We start from the raw sequence: 17,939 nt of genomic DNA, 5'->3' as shown, positions 1-17,939 counted from the left end.
GTCAAAACAGCGTGTAAACGAATGGCGCCATGACAGAGCCTTGCGCCAGAACCAGCAAAGCGGCTATGACAACCATGAGAAGAATTGGGGGGCCGAGCCACATCTTTTTGCGAACACGCATGAAAGCCCAGAGTTCCTTGATGAAGAGAAACATATGCGCCTCAGAACTGGTGTGTGAAGGACTGAGCTGTCGGACCTGGCGGGTTACGATTGATCCAGTAACTTGCGACCGCTCGTCGCTTCAAATGAAGCTCATCGCGCCCGAGCAAGCGAGCGATGAAGGCGATCGGTACTAGAAGCCCGAAATAGATGATGCCCAGAACCAGCGGGCTGACTATCTGTCCAAGCAGCTCGCCGAAGTAGAACCAGAGTAGGTTGGGCGGCGCGAGAATTCGCGGGACGGTCAATGCTATGCTGCCGAATGTGACACCAACAGCAAAGAGTGACACGTAAGCGGCAGCGATTTTTCCCTTGATGGCCGCGCATGCGCCCAACGCAAGAAATACGGCGCAAAATGTCAGGCCGAAGCGTCGATTGGACGGCAGTTTGGCCGGCACTCTCATGCTATGCTCCCTGCTACGTAGCCGACTCACAAGAATGGCCGCGCTGTGGCGATCTGAGCCAGACGTCCGGACGACATCATTCCAGGGGCGACTGCTCTCGCGACGGTTCCGTTCGTCTCCGCGTAGAGCCAGCCTGTGTTGGATGGCTGCAGAATCGCTGTGACAGGTAGATACCGCGCGAGATCATCGACCGGTTGCCACAACGCCGCCACCCTGAGGATATGGATAATGTTGACGAGAGGCGCGACAGAGCGCCAATTCAATGGATCGGTCCCGAACCATGTCCTGACCAATCGCTTGGACGCGAATGTCGCGGACAGAGAACGATGAAATCCGAAACCAATCGTCAGCAGAGCGTTCTTCAACAAAGCCCTCGTTAGTGCATCCACACGATGCAGTGTTCTGAATACCGCTGCGAACTCTTTTGAGAGGTCGCACTGCCCAGCGTCCCTGCAGCGGATGAACCTAGGGCTGCCGCCTGGCTCGTTCACGCGCATGCGAGTGAAGCGGACATGCCAAGCGCGCCTCTTCGCTGTCTTCTTCGGGTCGACCTTCAGCGCTTGCTCGATAAGCAGCTTATTGCGGATAGGTTGCTTAGCGCAGCCCGTGATGTCTGCGACCTTGCGAGTGGTGACGGTACGCATGCTCCCCTCGGAGTTCCCTGTTGGCGTTGACGGCGCTCGGCCAAGGTTTGGCAATGATCGTGCCAAGACTGCGTCAGGGAGACAAATCCGTGCGTTTGAAAGCAGATAGTGCGCGCGAGCGGCCTCTCCGAACATTGTTGTAATCCCGACCTAGCCGCAGACCGCTGTTACAAACCCGACAACGTCGGACATCAACAAGAGCCTGCGTTTGCTGGTAGTGATGACAGTCACCAGCGCGCGCTCACCAGAACAGCACCGGCTTCGCGATTGCAAAATCGATTCGTTCGGATCGAGGTCGCCCGATAAAGCTCGAATGTGAATGGACAAGACGGACGCCTCAGCTTCTCATCCAGCAAAAGCGGCCGCAGGAGCGTCGGCATCGCGCCCCCCTAGGGGGCGGGACGCGGAATCGACTGCTGTCCTTAAGAGCGATTAACAAAGACGACCGCTTAACCTGAGGCGCTCGGCGCCAATCCTGTCGCCTGGTTCATCGATGTACTGATGGGTATCATGACCGGACGGCCAAATCGCGTCGACCAGCTACCGCCCTGGACCTACCGCACTCAATATCTCAAGGCGGTAGCCTGAGAACGACGGAAATTCTCGGGTAATCGAACATGATCCGCTACGTCGGGTGGCCGGAGTGCCTAGGTGCTTAATCCTGAGGTCAAGTGGATCCGATCGCGTCGCGTCCACGACAGTGATGTTCGGCCGACGCGCCGCTGCGCTCGCAGTTAATCTGCCGAACATAATACAGAACGACTTTTTTTGGGGGCCTGTCTTGCGGAATTGGCACGACTCTTGAGTTTCGCTCATTGCGCGGCGGCAGGAGCAGCCAACCGGCCTCACTTACTGATCTTCGCATTTGAGAAGGAGCTAACAATGAAGATCGATATGCCACCCTATGGTGTGACCGAACTAACTCCTGAAAAAGGCGATCCCAACTTCGAAGGTGGCCTTTGACCGTTTGTGGGCGCAGTTGACGGATTGGTGTAGCAGCCGCTGTAGCCATATATGCACACGTTTGGTCTTGCACCTAAGCCGCACGGTTGGATCTGAAGAACATAAGTGGCGCAAACGCCATCATGAATGCGGATTAGCAGCTTCCAGGGCGTTCGAGAAGACGGCGTTCAGGCGTTCATCTGCTTTGGCAATCAACGGGTTAAGTCATGGATCGTCTGGACTTTCTTCGGACAAACATAGCCAACAACGCGCTGCCAACCTATGTCTACGGCTATCCTTCGAAGCGAGCATATCGGGCTTTTTCCCAGCCACTTCGCATAAACGATGTCGTTGAGCAGGCCGATCGCTCAAAGCAAATCAACATCTATATCCATATTCCGTTCTGTCGCTATCGCTGCACCTATTGCACGCTCTTTCTTACAACGCGCCATGGAGGAGAGACCGGGGAGTCTTACGTTGCTCGACTGGTGGAGCACATCGCTCGATATGGAGAATACTTCGGAGATCGGGAGGTTGTGAGTATCTATTTCGGCGGCGGCACTCCAACTCTTCTGACGCAGCATCAATTCGGCGCGCTTTTCGCCGCCCTCGATGCAGCCTTTCCAAAACGAAGCCCGCGATGTGAGACGACGGTCGAGAGCACGCCAGACTCTTTCGACAACAACCTCCTGGATTGCCTGAAGGCACTTGGCGTCGACCGAATGAGCATGGGTATCCAAAGCATGGAGCCCGGCGAGCTTGCGCACTCTGGCAGGCCATATTCGCTCCAGACTGCAAAATCGGCAATCAACGCCCTTATCGCGCGTTTCTCTCACGTCAATCTTGATCTGATCTACGGCTTGCGTGGCCAAACCCGTGACTCTTTGATCTCTTCGCTTGGCCGGGTGCTCGACTATGAGCCGCAGACACTCTCTCTGTATCCCGTTGTTGTTCGTCCGATGACGAGCATCACTATCTCGAAGGCGCACAATCCTGAACTGTTCCTCTCTGAGGCGGAAACGTATGAGGTCTACGATCAGAACGTTGCACTTATGGCGTCCAAAGGTTACCGCCAGGAATCCTTCACACGCTTCACCAGGATTGCTGGCGATCATGCCTACCGGCAGGAGGTGTCGGATTTTAAGGGAACGCCCCTGCTAGGACTGGGGGCCGGCGCCAGAAGCTATTTTGGCCAATATCATTGTAGCACGGACTACGCCGTAGCCTCGAGTGCGGCTTCGCCCATCATCAACGCCTTCTCGGCTCGCCCCTTCGATCCCGACGCGATAGCCTCGCACGGAATCAGGCTGACGCAGGAAGATCTTCGGTGTCGTTACGTTCTGCTTGGCCTCACGTTGTCAGCTTTGAGCAGAAGTAATTACGCTGCAGAATTCGGACGAGCGCTCGCGGCTGATTTTGGCGAAGAACTCGAGGCGCTTGAATCTTTGCAACTCGTGAATTTGGCAGAGGGTGACGCTTATCAACTGACGCGAACGGGGTTTAAGTACTCTAGCATCATGGCTCGGATGTTTTACTCCGCCAGGATGGCGGCCCTCGAGCAGCAATATCAGGCAGCGTAAGGTCCGGCATGCAAAAGATGGCGAATGACTCACCCTTTTGGTGGGATTCGGGCTACGCTGACCACGACGTGTCGTGTATGGGTGGTCCGAGTCCCGAAATCTTCGAGATAACCCCGGCTCTGCGCGCCAAGAGTGTGATTGTCGAGCTCGGTTGCGGCGAGGGACGCAACGTCCTCTATTTGGCCCAGCTTGGTCATCATGTCGTCGCAAGCGATATATCTGAAGCCGCTATCTCCAAACTGAATCGGCTCGCAGGCGCTCTGGGCGTGAACATAACGAGCGCTGTCGCTCCTGTTGAAACATTCCAGTCGCCTGCTTACCTCGACGTCTTTATAGCGCACTGCGTGTTGCATTTCACCGAACGGGCCATCTGGAGGCCGCTCGTGACGGAATTGATGGATCGGACACGGCCTGGAGGGTTCCACTGCTTCACCAACACGCTTGATCAAGCAGATCACCCTATCCCTGAAGAGAGTTTGGCATGCGGTCACAAGAAATCGTTCTCGCGTGGAGAGCTTGCGGCGATCTATGCGCAAGGCGGCTGGGAGATCTTGCGGTCCGATCATTACATTAAATGGGACTCGCACCCCGGCATTCCAATTCATTCTCACTGCATCGAGAAAGTTGTGGCTCGTAAGCCAATTGGATCTGAAAATCTCTCGCGAATGAGAGCTGAGCCCATTAAGGCAGCCGGAGTAATCCCGGCCAAACAGTTTGATAACTTGAAACTCGGCACACAACGCGCTGCTGCAATTGAAATGTTTGGTCGGCCGTCAGGCGGGAAGATGATGACAATCGCTCAGAAGACAGTTGGAGGCAACAATCAAGAAGCCATATCCGACGGATACGTGCGTGAGGATATGATTTATGGCAGTCACGGCTTGCAGTTCGTTAACGGCACGCTCGCCGGCAAGTATCGATACTTTACACCCCCGAAGCGTTTAATCATTCGAGATGCGTGATCCTCGAGCGTAAGTTTTCACTAGCCGCCTTGGCTGCTGAGGGTTCGCATTGCCCTTCCAGCAAGAACAATAATTGCAAGCTTGCGAGGCCGCTGGAGCAAGAGATGAACTATTTCGCAAGAGAGCGGTGACGTATTCAAATCGCCGAGCATGCGGCGCGCGCTTTGTGTCCGTCATCAGACTCATCGCGTTTCAAATCCGCCATCCTTGAGAGGAGAAGACGACATCGCCAGCGAAAACCGCAGGCGGTGTGCATCGCGTCTGCTGGCCTCGATCCTGCACACTACAAGAAGCGTGGAAGCGGCGCCAACAACATCGGCCATTCGGGCCTCGTTCCAAGCTGGCGCGCGCGTTGTGTTTCGTGAGGTGAGATGCGATCTGGAGTTCTTTCTTGGGGTGCCGCAACAGCAGCGCTCGTTGCAAGCGGAGCGGTCAATTCGGCAGATCTTAAGCCGGCAGTAAAAGTCCCACCGGTGCGCTGGAGCTGGACCGGAGGATATTTCGGCGCACACGTTGGCGGGGGCTACGGCCAGACATCATTCAGTGATCCGTATGGTCCGTCACTCTACGGAGACGTCGTTGATACCCCAGTGTTCCTGCTGGGCGGCCAGATCGGCTACAATTGGCAGAAGGACCGCTGGGTCTTTGGCGTTGAGGTGGATGCCAGTGGCGCCGCGTCAGACGGTGCAAATACCTGTCTTGCCGCCTCTGGATCAATTGTAAGCGCAAACTGCAATGCGAGCCCAAACCTTTTTGTCACCGGCACCGGTCGCCTGGGTTATGCGTTTGGCTCGCAGGGACATACGCTGGCTTATCTCAAGGGAGGTGTGGCCTGGCAACACAATCAGGGCGATGTCGTCAACAACCGCGAATTTAGCTGGGCGCCACAGAATGCAACTCATTTCGAGTACGGTCGGGTCGGTGGCACAATCGGCGCCGGCGTCGAGCAGGCGATCACGCCTGCATGGTCCATTGGACTTGAGTACGATTATCTGTGGTTTGGTGGACCAAGTGTGGCAACCCCTCCGACCGCACGGCTTCCGTTGGCAACGGTCCCAGCCAACATCACCCACCCGTCCAGCAGCTATCATATCGGCAAAATTGCTCTGAATTATCATTTCGATGCCGATCCAAGGACGCCGGGCTGGTTTGATACGCCGCCATACGGGGCAAGGCCGACTGTCAGCGCGTCGCCGATTGCCTTCACTCGGGGTTGGTCGTTGGAAAGCGGCACACGGTTATGGCTGAGCCGAGGAAGGTTTCAATGGGGCGCCGGGAGCGAGCTCGTATCAAGGCTCACCTATCACAAACTGGATGGGATCTCCGGTGAGTTGTTCGAACGCGTGAACAGCCCGTGGGGGATATTCCTGAAGGGCAATATCGGCTTCGGCCGCTTCAACAACGGAACCATGAACGATGAAGATTGGGGCGCTGACTTCGCCTATTCCAACACGACATCGGGCCAGACGAACGGAAGGTTCATGTACTACACGGCCGACGCGGGCTACGATTTCTTGCGCGGCACCACCTTCAAGGTGGGTGGGTTTATGGGCTGGACCTACTACGGACAGAAATCTGACACGACAGGATGCGCGCAGATCGCGTCCTCGCCGCCATGCTATCAAGCAGTCGGCGGAAAGATGGTCATCGGCAGTCAGGACACTGATTGGAATGCGCTGCGCGTCGGTCTGAGTGCTGAAACCATGTTGCTCGACCGTTGGCGCGTGAGCGCCGATGTTGCTTACCTGCCCTGGACAGACTTCCAGGGCCGTGACAACCATCTGTTGCGGGATTTGACGTTCTTCAGCGATCAACGCGGGAGCGGTGGCAGTGGTGTGCAGGTCGAAGGGATCCTGTCTTATCTCATCACCGATAATTTCAGCCTCGGCGTCGGCGCCCGTTATTGGGCCATGTGGACTCCAAAACATAGCGAGATACTCCCCAATAAAGCCCAAAAGGAGGGGAGCTCTCCTGTTGCCGAGGGGGCCTTTCCTGCGAACTATCGCATGGAGCGATGGGGTACGTTCCTGCAGGCCTCCTACAGGTTTGACTGAAACTGCTCGCTCGCCGCTCTAAGCTACGGAAGCCGCGACTATACATGACGAAATCGCGGATCCCAGGATTCGATGCAGGTGGAGACCAAGAATAAAGCTGCAAGCTTTCGGGCCTTTCAAGCCCGCAAGCTTGCACTGATTTACTGAAGGTGACGGCCAGGCCGCCGTTGGGGCGGTGCTGCGTTATTCCAATCGATCTTTGTTGTCAGAGCGCCCGCCGACCTTGAGACGAACCAATTCGCAAGAGAGCGGTGACGTATTCAATTCGGAATCGCCGAGCATGCGGCACGCGTTTTATGTCCGTCATCAGACGCATCGCGCTTCAAATCCGCCATCCTTGAGAGGAGAAGACGACATCGCCAACGAAAAACCGCAGGCAGTACGCGTCGTGTGCACTGGCCTAGATCCTGCAGACCTTAGACGGCGTGGAGGCGGCGCCAACAACGTCGGCCATTCGGGCTTGGTTGCAAGATGGCGCGCGCGTTGTGTTTCGTGAGGTGAGATGCGACCTGGAGTTCTCTCTTGGGGTGCAGCAACAATTGCGCTCGTTGCAAGCGGTGCGGTCAATTCGGCAGATCTTAAGCCGGCAGTAAAAGTCCCACCGGTCCTGTGGAGCTGGACCGGTGGATATTTTGGCGCGCACGTTGGCGGCGGCTACGGCCGGACATCATTCAGTGATCCGTATGGTCCGTCAATCTATGGGGATATCGTCGATACCCCAGTGTTTCTGCTAGGAGGCCAGATCGGCTACAATTGGCAGAAGGCCAACTGGGTCATTGGCGTTGAAGTGGATGCCAGTGGCGCCGCGTCCGACGGCACGAATACCTGTCTTGCCGTCTCCGGATCTGTTGTGAGCGCAACCTGCAATGCGAGTCCGAACGTCTTTGTCACCGGGACCGGTCGCCTGGGTTATGCGTTTGGTTCGCAGGGCCATACGCTGGCTTATCTCAAGGGAGGTGTGGCCTGGCAACACAATCAGGGCGATGTCGTCAACAACGACGAATTTCGTAGCGAAGACCACCCCGATGGCTTGGCGTCACAGAATGCCACTCATTTCGAGTACGGTCGGTTCGGCGGCGCAATCGGTGCCGGCGTTGAGCAAGCGCTCACGCCTGCATGGTCCGTTGGACTTGAGTACGACTATTTGTGGTTTGGCGGACCCGGTGTGGCAACCCCTCCGACTGTACAGCTTCCGTTGGCAACGGTCCCTGCCAACATCACCCACCTGTCCAGCAGCTATCACATCGGCACAATTGCTCTGAACTACCATTTCGGCGCCGGCCCGCGGACGCCGGGATGGTTCGATACGCCGCTACAGGCGGCGACGCCGCCCGTCAGCGCGCTGCCGTTTGCCTTTACTCAGGGATGGTCGCTGGAAAGCGGCACACGATTCTGGCTGAGTCGCGGAAGGTTTCAATGGAATCACGGGGGCGAAGTCACAGGGAGCGATCTCGAATCAAGGATCACGTATCACAATCTGGATGGGATCTCCGGTGAGTTGTTCGAACGCGTGGACAGCCCGTGGGGGATCTTTCTGAAGGGCAATATTGGGATCGGGCGCTTCAATAACGGCAATACGAACGATGAAGATTGGGGTGCTGACACCTTCGCCTATTCCAACACGACATCGGGCCAGACGAACGGAAGGTTCACGTACTACACGGCCGATGCGGGCTACGATTTCTTGCGCGAGACCGCCTTCAAGGTTGGCGGGTTTATGGGCTGGACCTATTACGGCCAGAAATCTGACACGACAGGATGCGCGCAGGTCGCCTCCTCGCCGCCGTGCCATCAAGCAGTCGGCGGTAAGGTGGTCGTGGGCAGCCAGGACACTGATTGGAATGCGCTGCGAATCGGCCTCAGCGCTGAGACCGTGTTGCTCGACCGTTGGCGCGTCAGCGCCGATGTTGCCTACCTACCCTGGACAGATTTCCAGGGGCGCGACAACCATCTGAGGCGCCCATTGACGACTTTCGAGAATCAGCGCGGGAGCGGTGGCGGTGGTGTGCAGGTCGAAGGAGTCCTGTCTTATTTCCTCACCAACAATTTCAGCGTCGGCGTCGGCGCCCGGTATTGGGCTATGTGGACTTCAAGACATAGTAAGGAACTCGACACCCGTTCCGAGACGGAGGACAGTTCTCCTGTCACCGCAGCACCTAATCCTGCGAACTATCGCATGGAAAGATGGGGCACATTTCTGCAGGCCTCCTACAAGTTTGATTGAAACTGGTCGCTCGCTGCTCTAAGCTTCCGAAGCCGCGACTATAGATGACGAAATCGCGGATCGTGGGGCTAGAGTCGGGCGAAACCGAGAATCAAGCTGCGCACTTTCGGGCTGTTCAAGCCCGAAAGTTTGCAATCGATTACTGAAGGTAAAGGCCAGGAGCCGTCCAAACCATCGTTTGATGTCAGAGCGCCCGCCGCACTTCGGACGTCACTAACCCTCTGCAAGGTGGAACGTCTGACGCAGTCCTGCCATTTTCAGGTTCGATCCGTCTGCCACAGCCAGCCAATTCGTAGCGATTGAGGGCTCATCTCGCGGTGTTGCCTGGAGTATCGGTCCGCTTAAGCGTTACCTTCAACGCCTGGCGCGTATCCATTCGGCGCAGGCCGCAGAGTCACTGGACGAGCGGTCCACGACTTTCTTTGTAGAACCTGATCAGCTCGATCAGGTTTTCGATTGTGAAGTCCGTGAACGCCTTGACGCTGTCTTCGCCGACGCCTCAGACTCAGATCACCCCGTGCTCGGTCTCCATTTCATTCGAGATGTAGCCACACCTAGTCTTCCGAGCTCGCCCCCGAGGTGATGGCCTGATGGACCTTGTTCACGTGTACAGGTTCTGCTGGCCGCTGATGCCGAGCCGGGCGACGAGGAGATCGCCGCGAGTGCTGGCGTGAGCGGTTCAACCGTGTAGCGGACCAAGGGCTGCTTCGCGGAAGGCAATATGGAGCGGGCGATGAGCGAAGAGCCGCGTCCCGGACACAACCCTGGCGAAGCTCAGCCGCACGAGCACCGCAAGTGAACAGGCCGAGAAATGGCACTATAGCTGCATGGCTCTTGCACACTACGTGCGTTACTTCTTGGAAAGCACCACCTCCACAGTTCTGTAGGCTCAATGCTCCGGACCGCGATCATGTCCGTGGTCAGGTCAACCCGCGATATCGATCCCTCTTGAAGTAGGCCGCCCGAGTGCTCGTCTGAGCTCAGAAAACTGCTGGAACATGACAATCATTGCAATCATTCCAGCACCCAGCTCAGCGATTGCTTGACTGGCCAACAGTCCGTTGAAACCCGATATGACTGGCAACACCAGTACGGCCGGTATGAAGAAATAGCCGTGCCTCGCCAAGGACACAATCACGCTGAGGCGTGCTCTCCCGAACGACTGAAGCATCGTCGTCACGAAACTCTCAATACCAAAAAGCCAAAAAAAGAGATGGAAAACGATACAGGCTAAGACGGCAATTTCCGTGACGTTCTCGTTGTCGCTGAACAGTTTGACCAACGGTTGGGCAAAACTCACAACGGCCGCAGAATACGCAACCGAAAGCGCGACAGTCATGGACAGCATGAGCTTTGCGGTCTTCCATACGCGGGGAAGATCGTGCGCGCCCCAACCGAAACCCAGGACAGCTTGAGAGCCCATACAAAAGCCGGTGACAGGCAGTGCGCCGATCGTCAGCAATCGCACAGCTATTCCCATGGCGGCGATGCAGTCGTCTCCGAACGGCGCAGCAGCTCCGTACAAGAGCATGGAGGCAATGGCAGACAAAATGCCGGTCATGGTGGCTGGCGCACCTATGAACGCGATCTGTCTGATGCGACTTGTTTGCAATGAGACGTAAGAAATCTTGACGAGGACTATCCCGCCTAGCTTCGAAAAATGCGCGATATAGAGGCTAATGGCAGCGATCTGAGATACCAGCGTTGCGAGGGCTGCGCCTCGCACACCGAGGTTCAGTACGAAGATGAAGGCCGGATCGAGCACCGCGTTCAGTATGAAGGCGGTAAGCATCGTCCACATGCTGAAACGTGTGTTGCCCTCGGCTCTAACGATGAAGCCGTTGACGATGTTTAGAAGCATCAGGGTGTACCCGAACAATAGCGTCGCCGCATAGTCGAGCGCCACGGGCATGATGGTTGGAGTTGCCCCGAGCGTTACGAAGATCCGTCGCAAGTTTAGCAGTAAGAGAACCGTAAACATGATACCAATCGGAGCGGCCAGGGCCAGTGCGGTACTCGCGCCCCTACTTGCCTCCAGGTACTCACCAGCACCAAGATGGCGAGATATGAACGAGGCTGTTCCAACACCGATTCCCTGACCGACTGCCGTCAGCAGGACCACGACAGGCAAGGTCATGCTGACAGCTGCGATCGCCTGCGCACCAAGTGCACCAACAAAGATCGCATTGACGGCCTGCTGTACCGCGTTGATCGATAGGCCAACAATAGACGGAATTGCGAGCCGCAGGATAAGGCTCGCCAGATTGGGATCCGATAGATCGATGTTCTGCGCCTTCTTTGCCATTACATCTCGATCGCACTCGACCGCTACTTCCGCATCCGGCTCATTCATGGATGACGGTGTCGCCGGCTCTTCCGAATTCGCTGATCGTCAGCAACAGCTCCTGTTGCAACACCGTGCAAAGGTTATGGGTCACCTCATAACCGATCTGGGTTGGATCATACCTTGTTTCAATCTGTAGACGGCCGGCTTGATATCCGACGTCGAACCAGAAGAGGTGGCTCGCGGCGGCTTCATCCATGTCTTCGCCGATCCAGATTGGAGACGGGTCCTGGGCTAGGAGGCGGCGCGGAAAATGGTGCTGCAAACCCGCTCGATAATTCAGTCCGATTTTAGGTAAGGGCAGACGATCGATCCGGCTTCGCACGGCTGGATCTCGGTTTACAAATTTCAAAACCCGAAATCCTACTCCCCTGCGCGGCAGGGCGTTGCGCTGGCGGTTTATTGAACGAGCACGATCGGGACGAGCCTCCGTTCCGGCGAGACTCAAGGAAAGCGGAACGAGCTCGCTGATATGGCCAATGATCTGCGATGGATCGATATCTTCAAACAGCCGACCTCGGGTCGAGGTAAGGCTATCAATCCAGAGCGAATAGTTGCCGAAAACACGCCCACAGGCCCCGGATATCGCGGCAAGAAATACGTCGATGTCCTTACAATGCGTCGATCTGGCTGCGATATTGAGCAGATCAGCTGTCGCTTCTTTGCCAATCTCCAGATGGTGCTTGGCCTGATCTTCCCAAAGGACTCGGCAATTCGCGTCATCCGCGCGACCTTCAAGGCGTGCATAGTGAAGCTCTCTTGCGGTCACTTGCGAAAAGCTCGCGCTACCCGCCGGCGTGGGGCTGACATGCAAATTGAACTGATCGTAGTCGATCCTCTCCCAGTATTCGAGTTCGGCTGGCGCCTCGCTGTTCGCGTACTGCTCAAGGCGCTTCAACCATGGAGAGAGCATTTGCATGGTCTCGGGGCCGCTTACGGCGTGGCCTGAGCCAAGAGCGTCGTAGGCCGCATCCACTGCTTCAAGGAACAGTCGATAGCCTATCCCGTCCGCTACAAAATGATGCATCAAGACCAGCAGATAGTAATCGCCGCCTTCCGATGTGCGGAACACCGTGACGTTAACAAGAGGCGTCTGGCCGTCAAAACGAAACATATGTTGACGTCTTGCTGAGATGCTCTCGATTGCCTTACGCTGCCGCAGGCTGGTCATTCCGCCAAGATTGATCTCCTCGACGAGACGTTCGGCCACGGAAGCTGCGATCGTCAGACGTAGACCATCGTCGGTTCGGGCGATACGGAGCCTGAGGCCTTCGTGCCTATCCATGACATGAGCAAGGGCGCGCTCCAGCAGCCGGATATCCAGCATCCCGCCGGGCAGGAAGAACAGATCGCCTATGTTGTAGTGCTCATCGAAGCCGACAAGAGGCTTCCAAGATGCGATTGCGGGGGTAATCGGCAACGCCCCGTCCACGGAAGGGGCGGTATGGAGTGCAATCGTCGCTCCATCTGCCGCCAATTCCCTAATTGTCGGCGTTCGATAGAGTTGGTCAACAGTAAGATTCAGCCCGGCTTTGCGCGCCAACGTGACGCAGCGCACGCTTAGAAGAGAATCTCCACCGACATCAAAGAACACCTGATCAATTCCGACCCGCTCGATGCCCAATAGATCTTGCCAGATCCCAGCAAGAATACGCTCCTTCCGCGTGCTGGGCTCGGCAGATGGAGCAGGCCCGACCTCGCGGTAAGGAACGGACGACAAGCCGGCACGATCTATCTTTCCGCTTGTCGTGAGGGGGATAGTGTCAACAAAACGGAAGGCGGCGGGAATCATGTAGGACGGCAATGAGTGCTTAAGATGGGTGACAATCTCTTCCGAGCTTAGACTGTCGCGCGCGGGAATCACGCTGGCGATCAAACGACGATCGCCAACCATGCCATCTGCAGCGACCGCGGCCTTTGTAATTGCGGGATGAGACTCAAGAGCCTTTTCCACCTCCTCCAGCTCAATCCGATACCCCCGTACCTTGATCTGATTGTCCGATCGGCCGCAAATCTCGAGAAGGCCGCTGGTTGAGATGCGGGCAATATCGCCGCTTCGATAAAGGACGCTGTACTGTCCGTCACCATAAGGATTTGGCACGAAGCAACGTGTTGTCCGCTCTTGATCCCTCCAGTACCCAGCGCTTACGCAGCGCCCCGCGATGCAGAGCTCACCGGCGGCTCCGACAGGGACTCTCTTCAACGCGGCATCGAGCACGTAGAGTTTGACGTTATCGATTGGGCGCCCAACGGGGACGAGCGACACGCCGTCGTCGGCATCCGACGTTTTGTAGACTGCGGCGTTGGACGCACATTCCGTAGCACCATAGAAGTTCCACAACGGCACGTCCGGGAAATGCGTACGCCAGCGAACTGGGAGCGAAGATGACATCGGTTCAGCGCTGCTCGTGACGAACCGCAAGGAAGTGGATCTTGGCTGCCGCTCTTGGGAGGCAATGAGGCCGCTCAGGAGTGGCGGCGAGGCAAATAAGTGTGTCGCGCGACGTTCCGCCAACGTGCTCAACAGCAGATCTGGATCCAGCAACTGCCTACGGGTCAGGATCAGCGCAGGCACACCTCTTAGAAGTCCACCGAAGTATTCCCAAGCGGACGCAACAAGTGATGCGGACTTCTGGACAACCATCACGTCGGTGCTCTCGAACGGAGCGGTTCGCCACATCCAGTTCAGTCGATTAAGAATTGCCGGCTCCGGTATGAGAACCCCCTTCGCCTTCCCGGTCGAGGACGACGTGTATATAAGGCTCGCAATTCCCTGATCTGATGGTTTGTCGCCGCACTCAGACTTGTGCGCGAGCGTGCCGCACCCTTCTAGGGTCAACAGACAAATCGACGGCAGGTCAAAACCAAGGTCAGTGGTACTTGCGTGAACCAAAAGCTTTGCCCGACTATCTCGCAGGATATGGTCCATCCGATCACGCGGATAATCCGGCGATATGGGGACAACGATGGATTGCAAGGCTCGTGCCGCAAGAATAACAGCGGCCACGTCAGGCGACCGGTCGACCAGCATGGCGACCCTATCGCCAGCCCCCACCTCAGACGCCTCCAGTAAGGACCTGATTGCTGTTACGCGCTCACGCAGATCGCCGAACGTGATCTCACCGAAATCACCCAAATATGCCACTTGGCTGCGATGAGTGGCACTGATTTGCTCGAAGGCTTCGACAAGTGGACATTCAGCCGCGTATGACTGCGCCGAGCCGTCCAGCGAGTCCAGCATAACGACATCCGCCCCGCTGAGACAGCTCAGATCCTTAACTGGCGCAAGTGGATTCTCAACGCAGGCCGCAATCAGACGGCGCAGATTATCAGCCATACGGACGATGAGATCGCTGGAAAGGATGTCTTCGGCATAAGCTAGCTGGAGGGCGATTTCATCGCCCTGATCTTGTGCGTACAAGGTCAGATCGAATTTTACGTAGCCGGTGTCGTATTCGCGGAATGTCAGATCGAATTCATGCTGATCCGGTGGCTCCGCGGCCTCGGAGTACATGTTGAACATGACCTGGAAGATCGGCGATCGTTCCGCTTCGCGATATAGTCGGCTATCCTTTACCATCCAGCCGAACGGATATGCCGAATTTGCGATGGCATCGCTGACCAGGCCCTGGACGCGCAGGGCATGAACCGCAAAGGACTGACCGACATCGATCGCGGAACGGATCGGCAGCATATTCAGGAAAAAGCCGACAATGTCGGCACTGCCGGGTTGATCCCGTACGACGTGCGGTATGCCGACGATTACATCGTCCTGACCGCTGTACATCCGTAGCAGTAGCTTGAGGCACGCAAGGAGCGTTGTCGACGTTGTGCATCTATTTCGGCGCGCAAACTCCCGTACCTGATTGGAGAGCTCGCTTCCTAGCAGCACCGCATGCGAGGCACCGCGGTGAGAATTTTCCCGCGGTCGCGCTTGTCCTGTTCCAAGCGAAAGCACCGGCGGATCATCACCAATCTGACGGCGCCAATAGCTGCGTTGGTTGGCCATCGCCTCTGGGGTCGCGTGCTGCTTTTCCCAAACCGCGTAGGTCGAAAGGGAGGCGCGGTTCTTTGGCAAAGACGCCGCGGCATCCAGGTATCTTTGTCGGAGGTCTCTGAGCAGAACAGAGATCGACCAGGCATCGATAATAATTTCATGAGCGGTGATCAGTACCAGATGGTGGTCAGGGCGAAAACGGATCATGCGCGCGCGAAACAGATGGCCCTGGCTGAGATCAAAGGTGCCGCTCAGCTCTGTTTTCCGTAACTCTGTGATCAGCTCCTCGGCTTGCTGTGCCGTGAGATGAGATGCATCAGTCAACTCAAGATTTGCGCATTGCGGATCATCAAAAAGCTGAACCGGACCATCCTCGTCGATAAATCGTGCAGAGAGTGCCTGATGGAAATGAACGACATCGGTCCAGACACGGTTGAATGCGGCCAGATCGATGAAGCCTCTTATTCGAAGGCCGCCTTGAATGATGTAGTTCCTGGCAGACGGATCGAGCTGGGAAAGAAACCATAGGTGCTCCTGAACTCTCGTCAGAGGTGCTTGCGCAAGCTTTCCGTACGCGGGGGCTGTGCACGGTTTGGATTCGACTCGGGACGCGATCGAAGCCGCAAGAGACCGTATCGTTCCATTCAGGACCAGCCTGAAATCCGTTCTCACTCCGAGCTGGGTCTGCAATTGACCCAATATGAGCATTGCTCGGAGCGAGTCGCCGCCGAGGCTTATGAACTGGTCATTCACGCCAATATTCTCAATGCGCAGAACGCCTGCCCAAATTTGCCACAGCTGGGCTTCGAGCTCTGTTCGCGGCCCCTCGAATGGCGTCGGCAATAAAGGACGAACACTGCTCGGGTCCGGCAATGCTCCAAAATCGACTTTTCCGTTTCTAGTCCGCGGAATACCGCCGACGTGGATGATCCTTTCCGGCAGCATGTAGGTAGGAAGCGTTTCGGCAACAAAGTTCTGAAGCTCGGCTTCCGTCACTTCAGCCGGAGCCGACACATATGCGATTAGCCGTCTCGATCCAGTTTCCCGCTCCGCGCTTGTTAGGTCGCGCGCCATAAGTTTTACGCCTGCGCAGACGGAGGCGACCGCGACAGCGCCATGTACCGAATGATGAGCGCAGAGGCGGGCCTCTATTTCTCCCAGCTCAATTCTGTGCCCACGGATTTTGACCTGACGGTCCCGTCGACCGAGGCATTCCAAGAGACCATCGGAACGGACGCGCCCGAGATCACCTGTCCGGTATAGGCGCCGGAACCGCGGGTTGTTGGAGAACGGGTTTGGCCCAAAGGCATCCTTGGTGCGAACATCGTCGTTGACGTAACCAGCAGCGACACCAACGCCGCTCACACAGATTTCGCCGACCTCTCCCGTGTCGCACAGACGAGATCCATCGGTGACATAGACCTCAAGGTTCGCAATCGGCTTGCCGATCGGAACATAAGTGTCTGCCACCGCGGGCGGTACTGAAACCAGATTGTGCGTAACGCCGTCGGCGCACTCGGTGGGCCCGTAGTGGTTGAGAATGGGGACCTGCGGATATAAGGCAAGCCATGCGCGCGCCAGTCCGGGTGTCAGAGGTTCTCCAACCGTCGAGATAATCCGCAAACTTTCCATGGCTCTCTCAGCCGCCGCAAGGGGCTGCAGATATTCAACAAATACTGCAAGCATTGACGGAACGAATTGAGCAACCGTCACGCTGTGCCCTTGAATTGCTTTAAGAAGAGATACTGGCGATTTCAGTGTCGCATCATCAATGATCGCGATACTGCCTCCGACGCAAAGCCCTGCCAGAAGTTGCCACAGCGAGATGTCAAAGCAATGCGATGCCGTCTGCGCGATGCAATCCGTAGGAGTGAGGGCTAAGGCATCAATTTTTGCCGCCAAATGATTGTTTAAGGCTGCATGCGCAATCATTGCGCCCTTAGGCTGGCCCGTCGAACCAGACGTAAACAGAATGTAGGCGAGTTCATCCGCGCTCGATGATGGCACGAAAGACGAAGGCTGGCCCTCACGCAGCGCCGCCTCTATCGGCATGAACTGGGTGGTGCCTTTGCTGCTCGACTGGAACAGGCTGAGCGAACGCTGCTGGTCGGGGCCAATAATCAGAGCACAGCGGCTCTGCTCAATTACGAATGACGTGCGTTGAGCCGGTAACGATGGATCGAGCGGTAGGTAGGTTGATCCGGCCTTCAAAATTGCGACCACCGCCGTCGCCCAGTCGAAGCCGCGCTCACCCCAATATCCGATGACCGCGCCCCGAGCGCCATGCTCTCGTAGCCTCCTTGCGAGGGCATCCGATCTTAGTCCCAGCGCCTCGTAGGTGAGTTCGTCTGCGCCGCTTCTCAGCGCAATTCTCGCTGGATCCGATCTTGCAAGGCGATCGATCGCCGTGATCGCCCCGATCGGTTCCACAAACTGATTTTTGTTGGATAGATTTCGGCTAGGCATACGCGTCCCCATTCATCGCCTTCTGGGGCCCTTAATCAGAACACCGACGATCCTGATTGAGGGTATGCAGTGCGTAGCCCCCGGTATCGGCCGGTCATAGTGTGCCGGTTTGTCCGCTTCTTAGCTTCCCGTGCTTTGCGTTCACTACTGTTACCTCGATGAT

At 56.6% G+C, this 17,939-nt stretch carries 9 protein-coding genes and 1 pseudogene; 5 read left to right on the top strand and 5 right to left on the bottom strand.

Going from position 1 to position 17,939, the window contains the following annotated elements; genetic code table 11:
• Position 1: 1 nt before the first annotated feature.
• Genes RAD15_RS37830 through RAD15_RS37820 form a run of 3 tightly spaced genes read right to left on the bottom strand, consistent with a single transcriptional unit; the run spans position 2 to position 1,207 of the window.
• Positions 2 to 154 carry a DUF5989 family protein gene (locus RAD15_RS37830; RefSeq protein WP_270163034.1) on the bottom strand — a complete coding sequence of 51 codons (153 nt, stop codon included), beginning with the start codon at positions 152 to 154 and terminating at the stop codon, positions 2 to 4.
• A gap of 7 nt (positions 155 to 161) precedes the next feature.
• Positions 162 to 563, bottom strand: coding sequence for an SxtJ family membrane protein (locus RAD15_RS37825; RefSeq protein WP_458183806.1), 402 nt, complete (start codon positions 561 to 563; stop codon positions 162 to 164).
• Positions 564 to 589: 26 nt separating this feature from the next.
• Positions 590 to 1,207, bottom strand: a complete 618-nt coding sequence (locus RAD15_RS37820) for a hypothetical protein (RefSeq protein WP_458183805.1) — start codon at positions 1,205 to 1,207, stop codon at positions 590 to 592.
• A gap of 1,169 nt (positions 1,208 to 2,376) precedes the next feature.
• Here RAD15_RS37820 and RAD15_RS37815 point away from each other — a divergent pair.
• The 5 genes and pseudogenes from RAD15_RS37815 to RAD15_RS37795 all read left to right on the top strand — a co-directional run.
• The gene (locus RAD15_RS37815; protein WP_458183804.1) at positions 2,377 to 3,729 is read left to right on the top strand and encodes a coproporphyrinogen-III oxidase family protein; all 1,353 of its coding nucleotides are present in this window, start codon (positions 2,377 to 2,379) and stop codon (positions 3,727 to 3,729) included.
• 8 nt (positions 3,730 to 3,737) lie between these two features.
• Positions 3,738 to 4,691, top strand: a complete 954-nt coding sequence (locus RAD15_RS37810) for a class I SAM-dependent methyltransferase (protein WP_458183803.1) — start codon at positions 3,738 to 3,740, stop codon at positions 4,689 to 4,691.
• Between the two features lie 371 nt (positions 4,692 to 5,062).
• On the top strand, positions 5,063 to 6,745 hold the full coding sequence (locus RAD15_RS37805; protein ID WP_458183802.1) for an outer membrane beta-barrel protein: 1,683 nt from the start codon (positions 5,063 to 5,065) through the stop codon (positions 6,743 to 6,745).
• A 502-nt stretch (positions 6,746 to 7,247) separates the two neighbouring features.
• Positions 7,248 to 8,969 (top strand): outer membrane beta-barrel protein, encoded by a 1,722-nt coding sequence (locus RAD15_RS37800; protein WP_458183801.1) that lies wholly within the window; start codon positions 7,248 to 7,250, stop codon positions 8,967 to 8,969.
• Between the two features lie 604 nt (positions 8,970 to 9,573).
• Positions 9,574 to 9,726 (top strand): annotated as a pseudogene (locus tag RAD15_RS37795) (IS630 family transposase); the annotation flags it as partial.
• 168 nt (positions 9,727 to 9,894) lie between these two features.
• On the opposite strand, the gene RAD15_RS37790 reads toward RAD15_RS37795, so the two are convergent.
• Both RAD15_RS37790 and RAD15_RS37785 read right to left on the bottom strand, forming a co-directional pair.
• Complete coding sequence (locus RAD15_RS37790) at positions 9,895 to 11,322, bottom strand: MATE family efflux transporter (RefSeq protein WP_458183800.1); 1,428 nt, start codon at positions 11,320 to 11,322, stop codon at positions 9,895 to 9,897.
• Positions 11,315 to 17,788: an amino acid adenylation domain-containing protein gene (locus tag RAD15_RS37785; RefSeq protein WP_458183799.1), complete on the bottom strand. Its 6,474-nt coding sequence runs from the start codon at positions 17,786 to 17,788 to the stop codon at positions 11,315 to 11,317. Before RAD15_RS37785 ends, RAD15_RS37790 begins: the two co-directional genes overlap by 8 nt.
• Positions 17,789 to 17,939 lie beyond the last annotated feature (151 nt).

The organism is Bradyrhizobium sp. 14AA (assembly GCF_054185205.1).
This window is presented reverse-complemented; position numbering and strand designations above follow the sequence as displayed.

What these genes read in the sequence shown, in the direction of transcription:
- RAD15_RS37785 (WP_458183799.1), bottom strand. Translation starts at nt 17,788, where the DNA reads ATGGGGACGCGTATGCCTAGCCGAAATCTATCCAACAAAAATCAGTTT.
- RAD15_RS37805 (WP_458183802.1), top strand. Translation starts at nt 5,063, where the DNA reads ATGCGATCTGGAGTTCTTTCTTGGGGTGCCGCAACAGCAGCGCTCGTT.
- RAD15_RS37820 (WP_458183805.1), bottom strand. Translation starts at nt 1,207, where the DNA reads ATGCGTACCGTCACCACTCGCAAGGTCGCAGACATCACGGGCTGCGCT.
- RAD15_RS37790 (WP_458183800.1), bottom strand. Translation starts at nt 11,322, where the DNA reads ATGAATGAGCCGGATGCGGAAGTAGCGGTCGAGTGCGATCGAGATGTA.
- RAD15_RS37815 (WP_458183804.1), top strand. Translation starts at nt 2,377, where the DNA reads ATGGATCGTCTGGACTTTCTTCGGACAAACATAGCCAACAACGCGCTG.
- RAD15_RS37800 (WP_458183801.1), top strand. Translation starts at nt 7,248, where the DNA reads ATGCGACCTGGAGTTCTCTCTTGGGGTGCAGCAACAATTGCGCTCGTT.
- RAD15_RS37825 (WP_458183806.1), bottom strand. Translation starts at nt 563, where the DNA reads ATGAGAGTGCCGGCCAAACTGCCGTCCAATCGACGCTTCGGCCTGACA.
- RAD15_RS37830 (WP_270163034.1), bottom strand. Translation starts at nt 154, where the DNA reads ATGTTTCTCTTCATCAAGGAACTCTGGGCTTTCATGCGTGTTCGCAAA.
- RAD15_RS37810 (WP_458183803.1), top strand. Translation starts at nt 3,738, where the DNA reads ATGCAAAAGATGGCGAATGACTCACCCTTTTGGTGGGATTCGGGCTAC.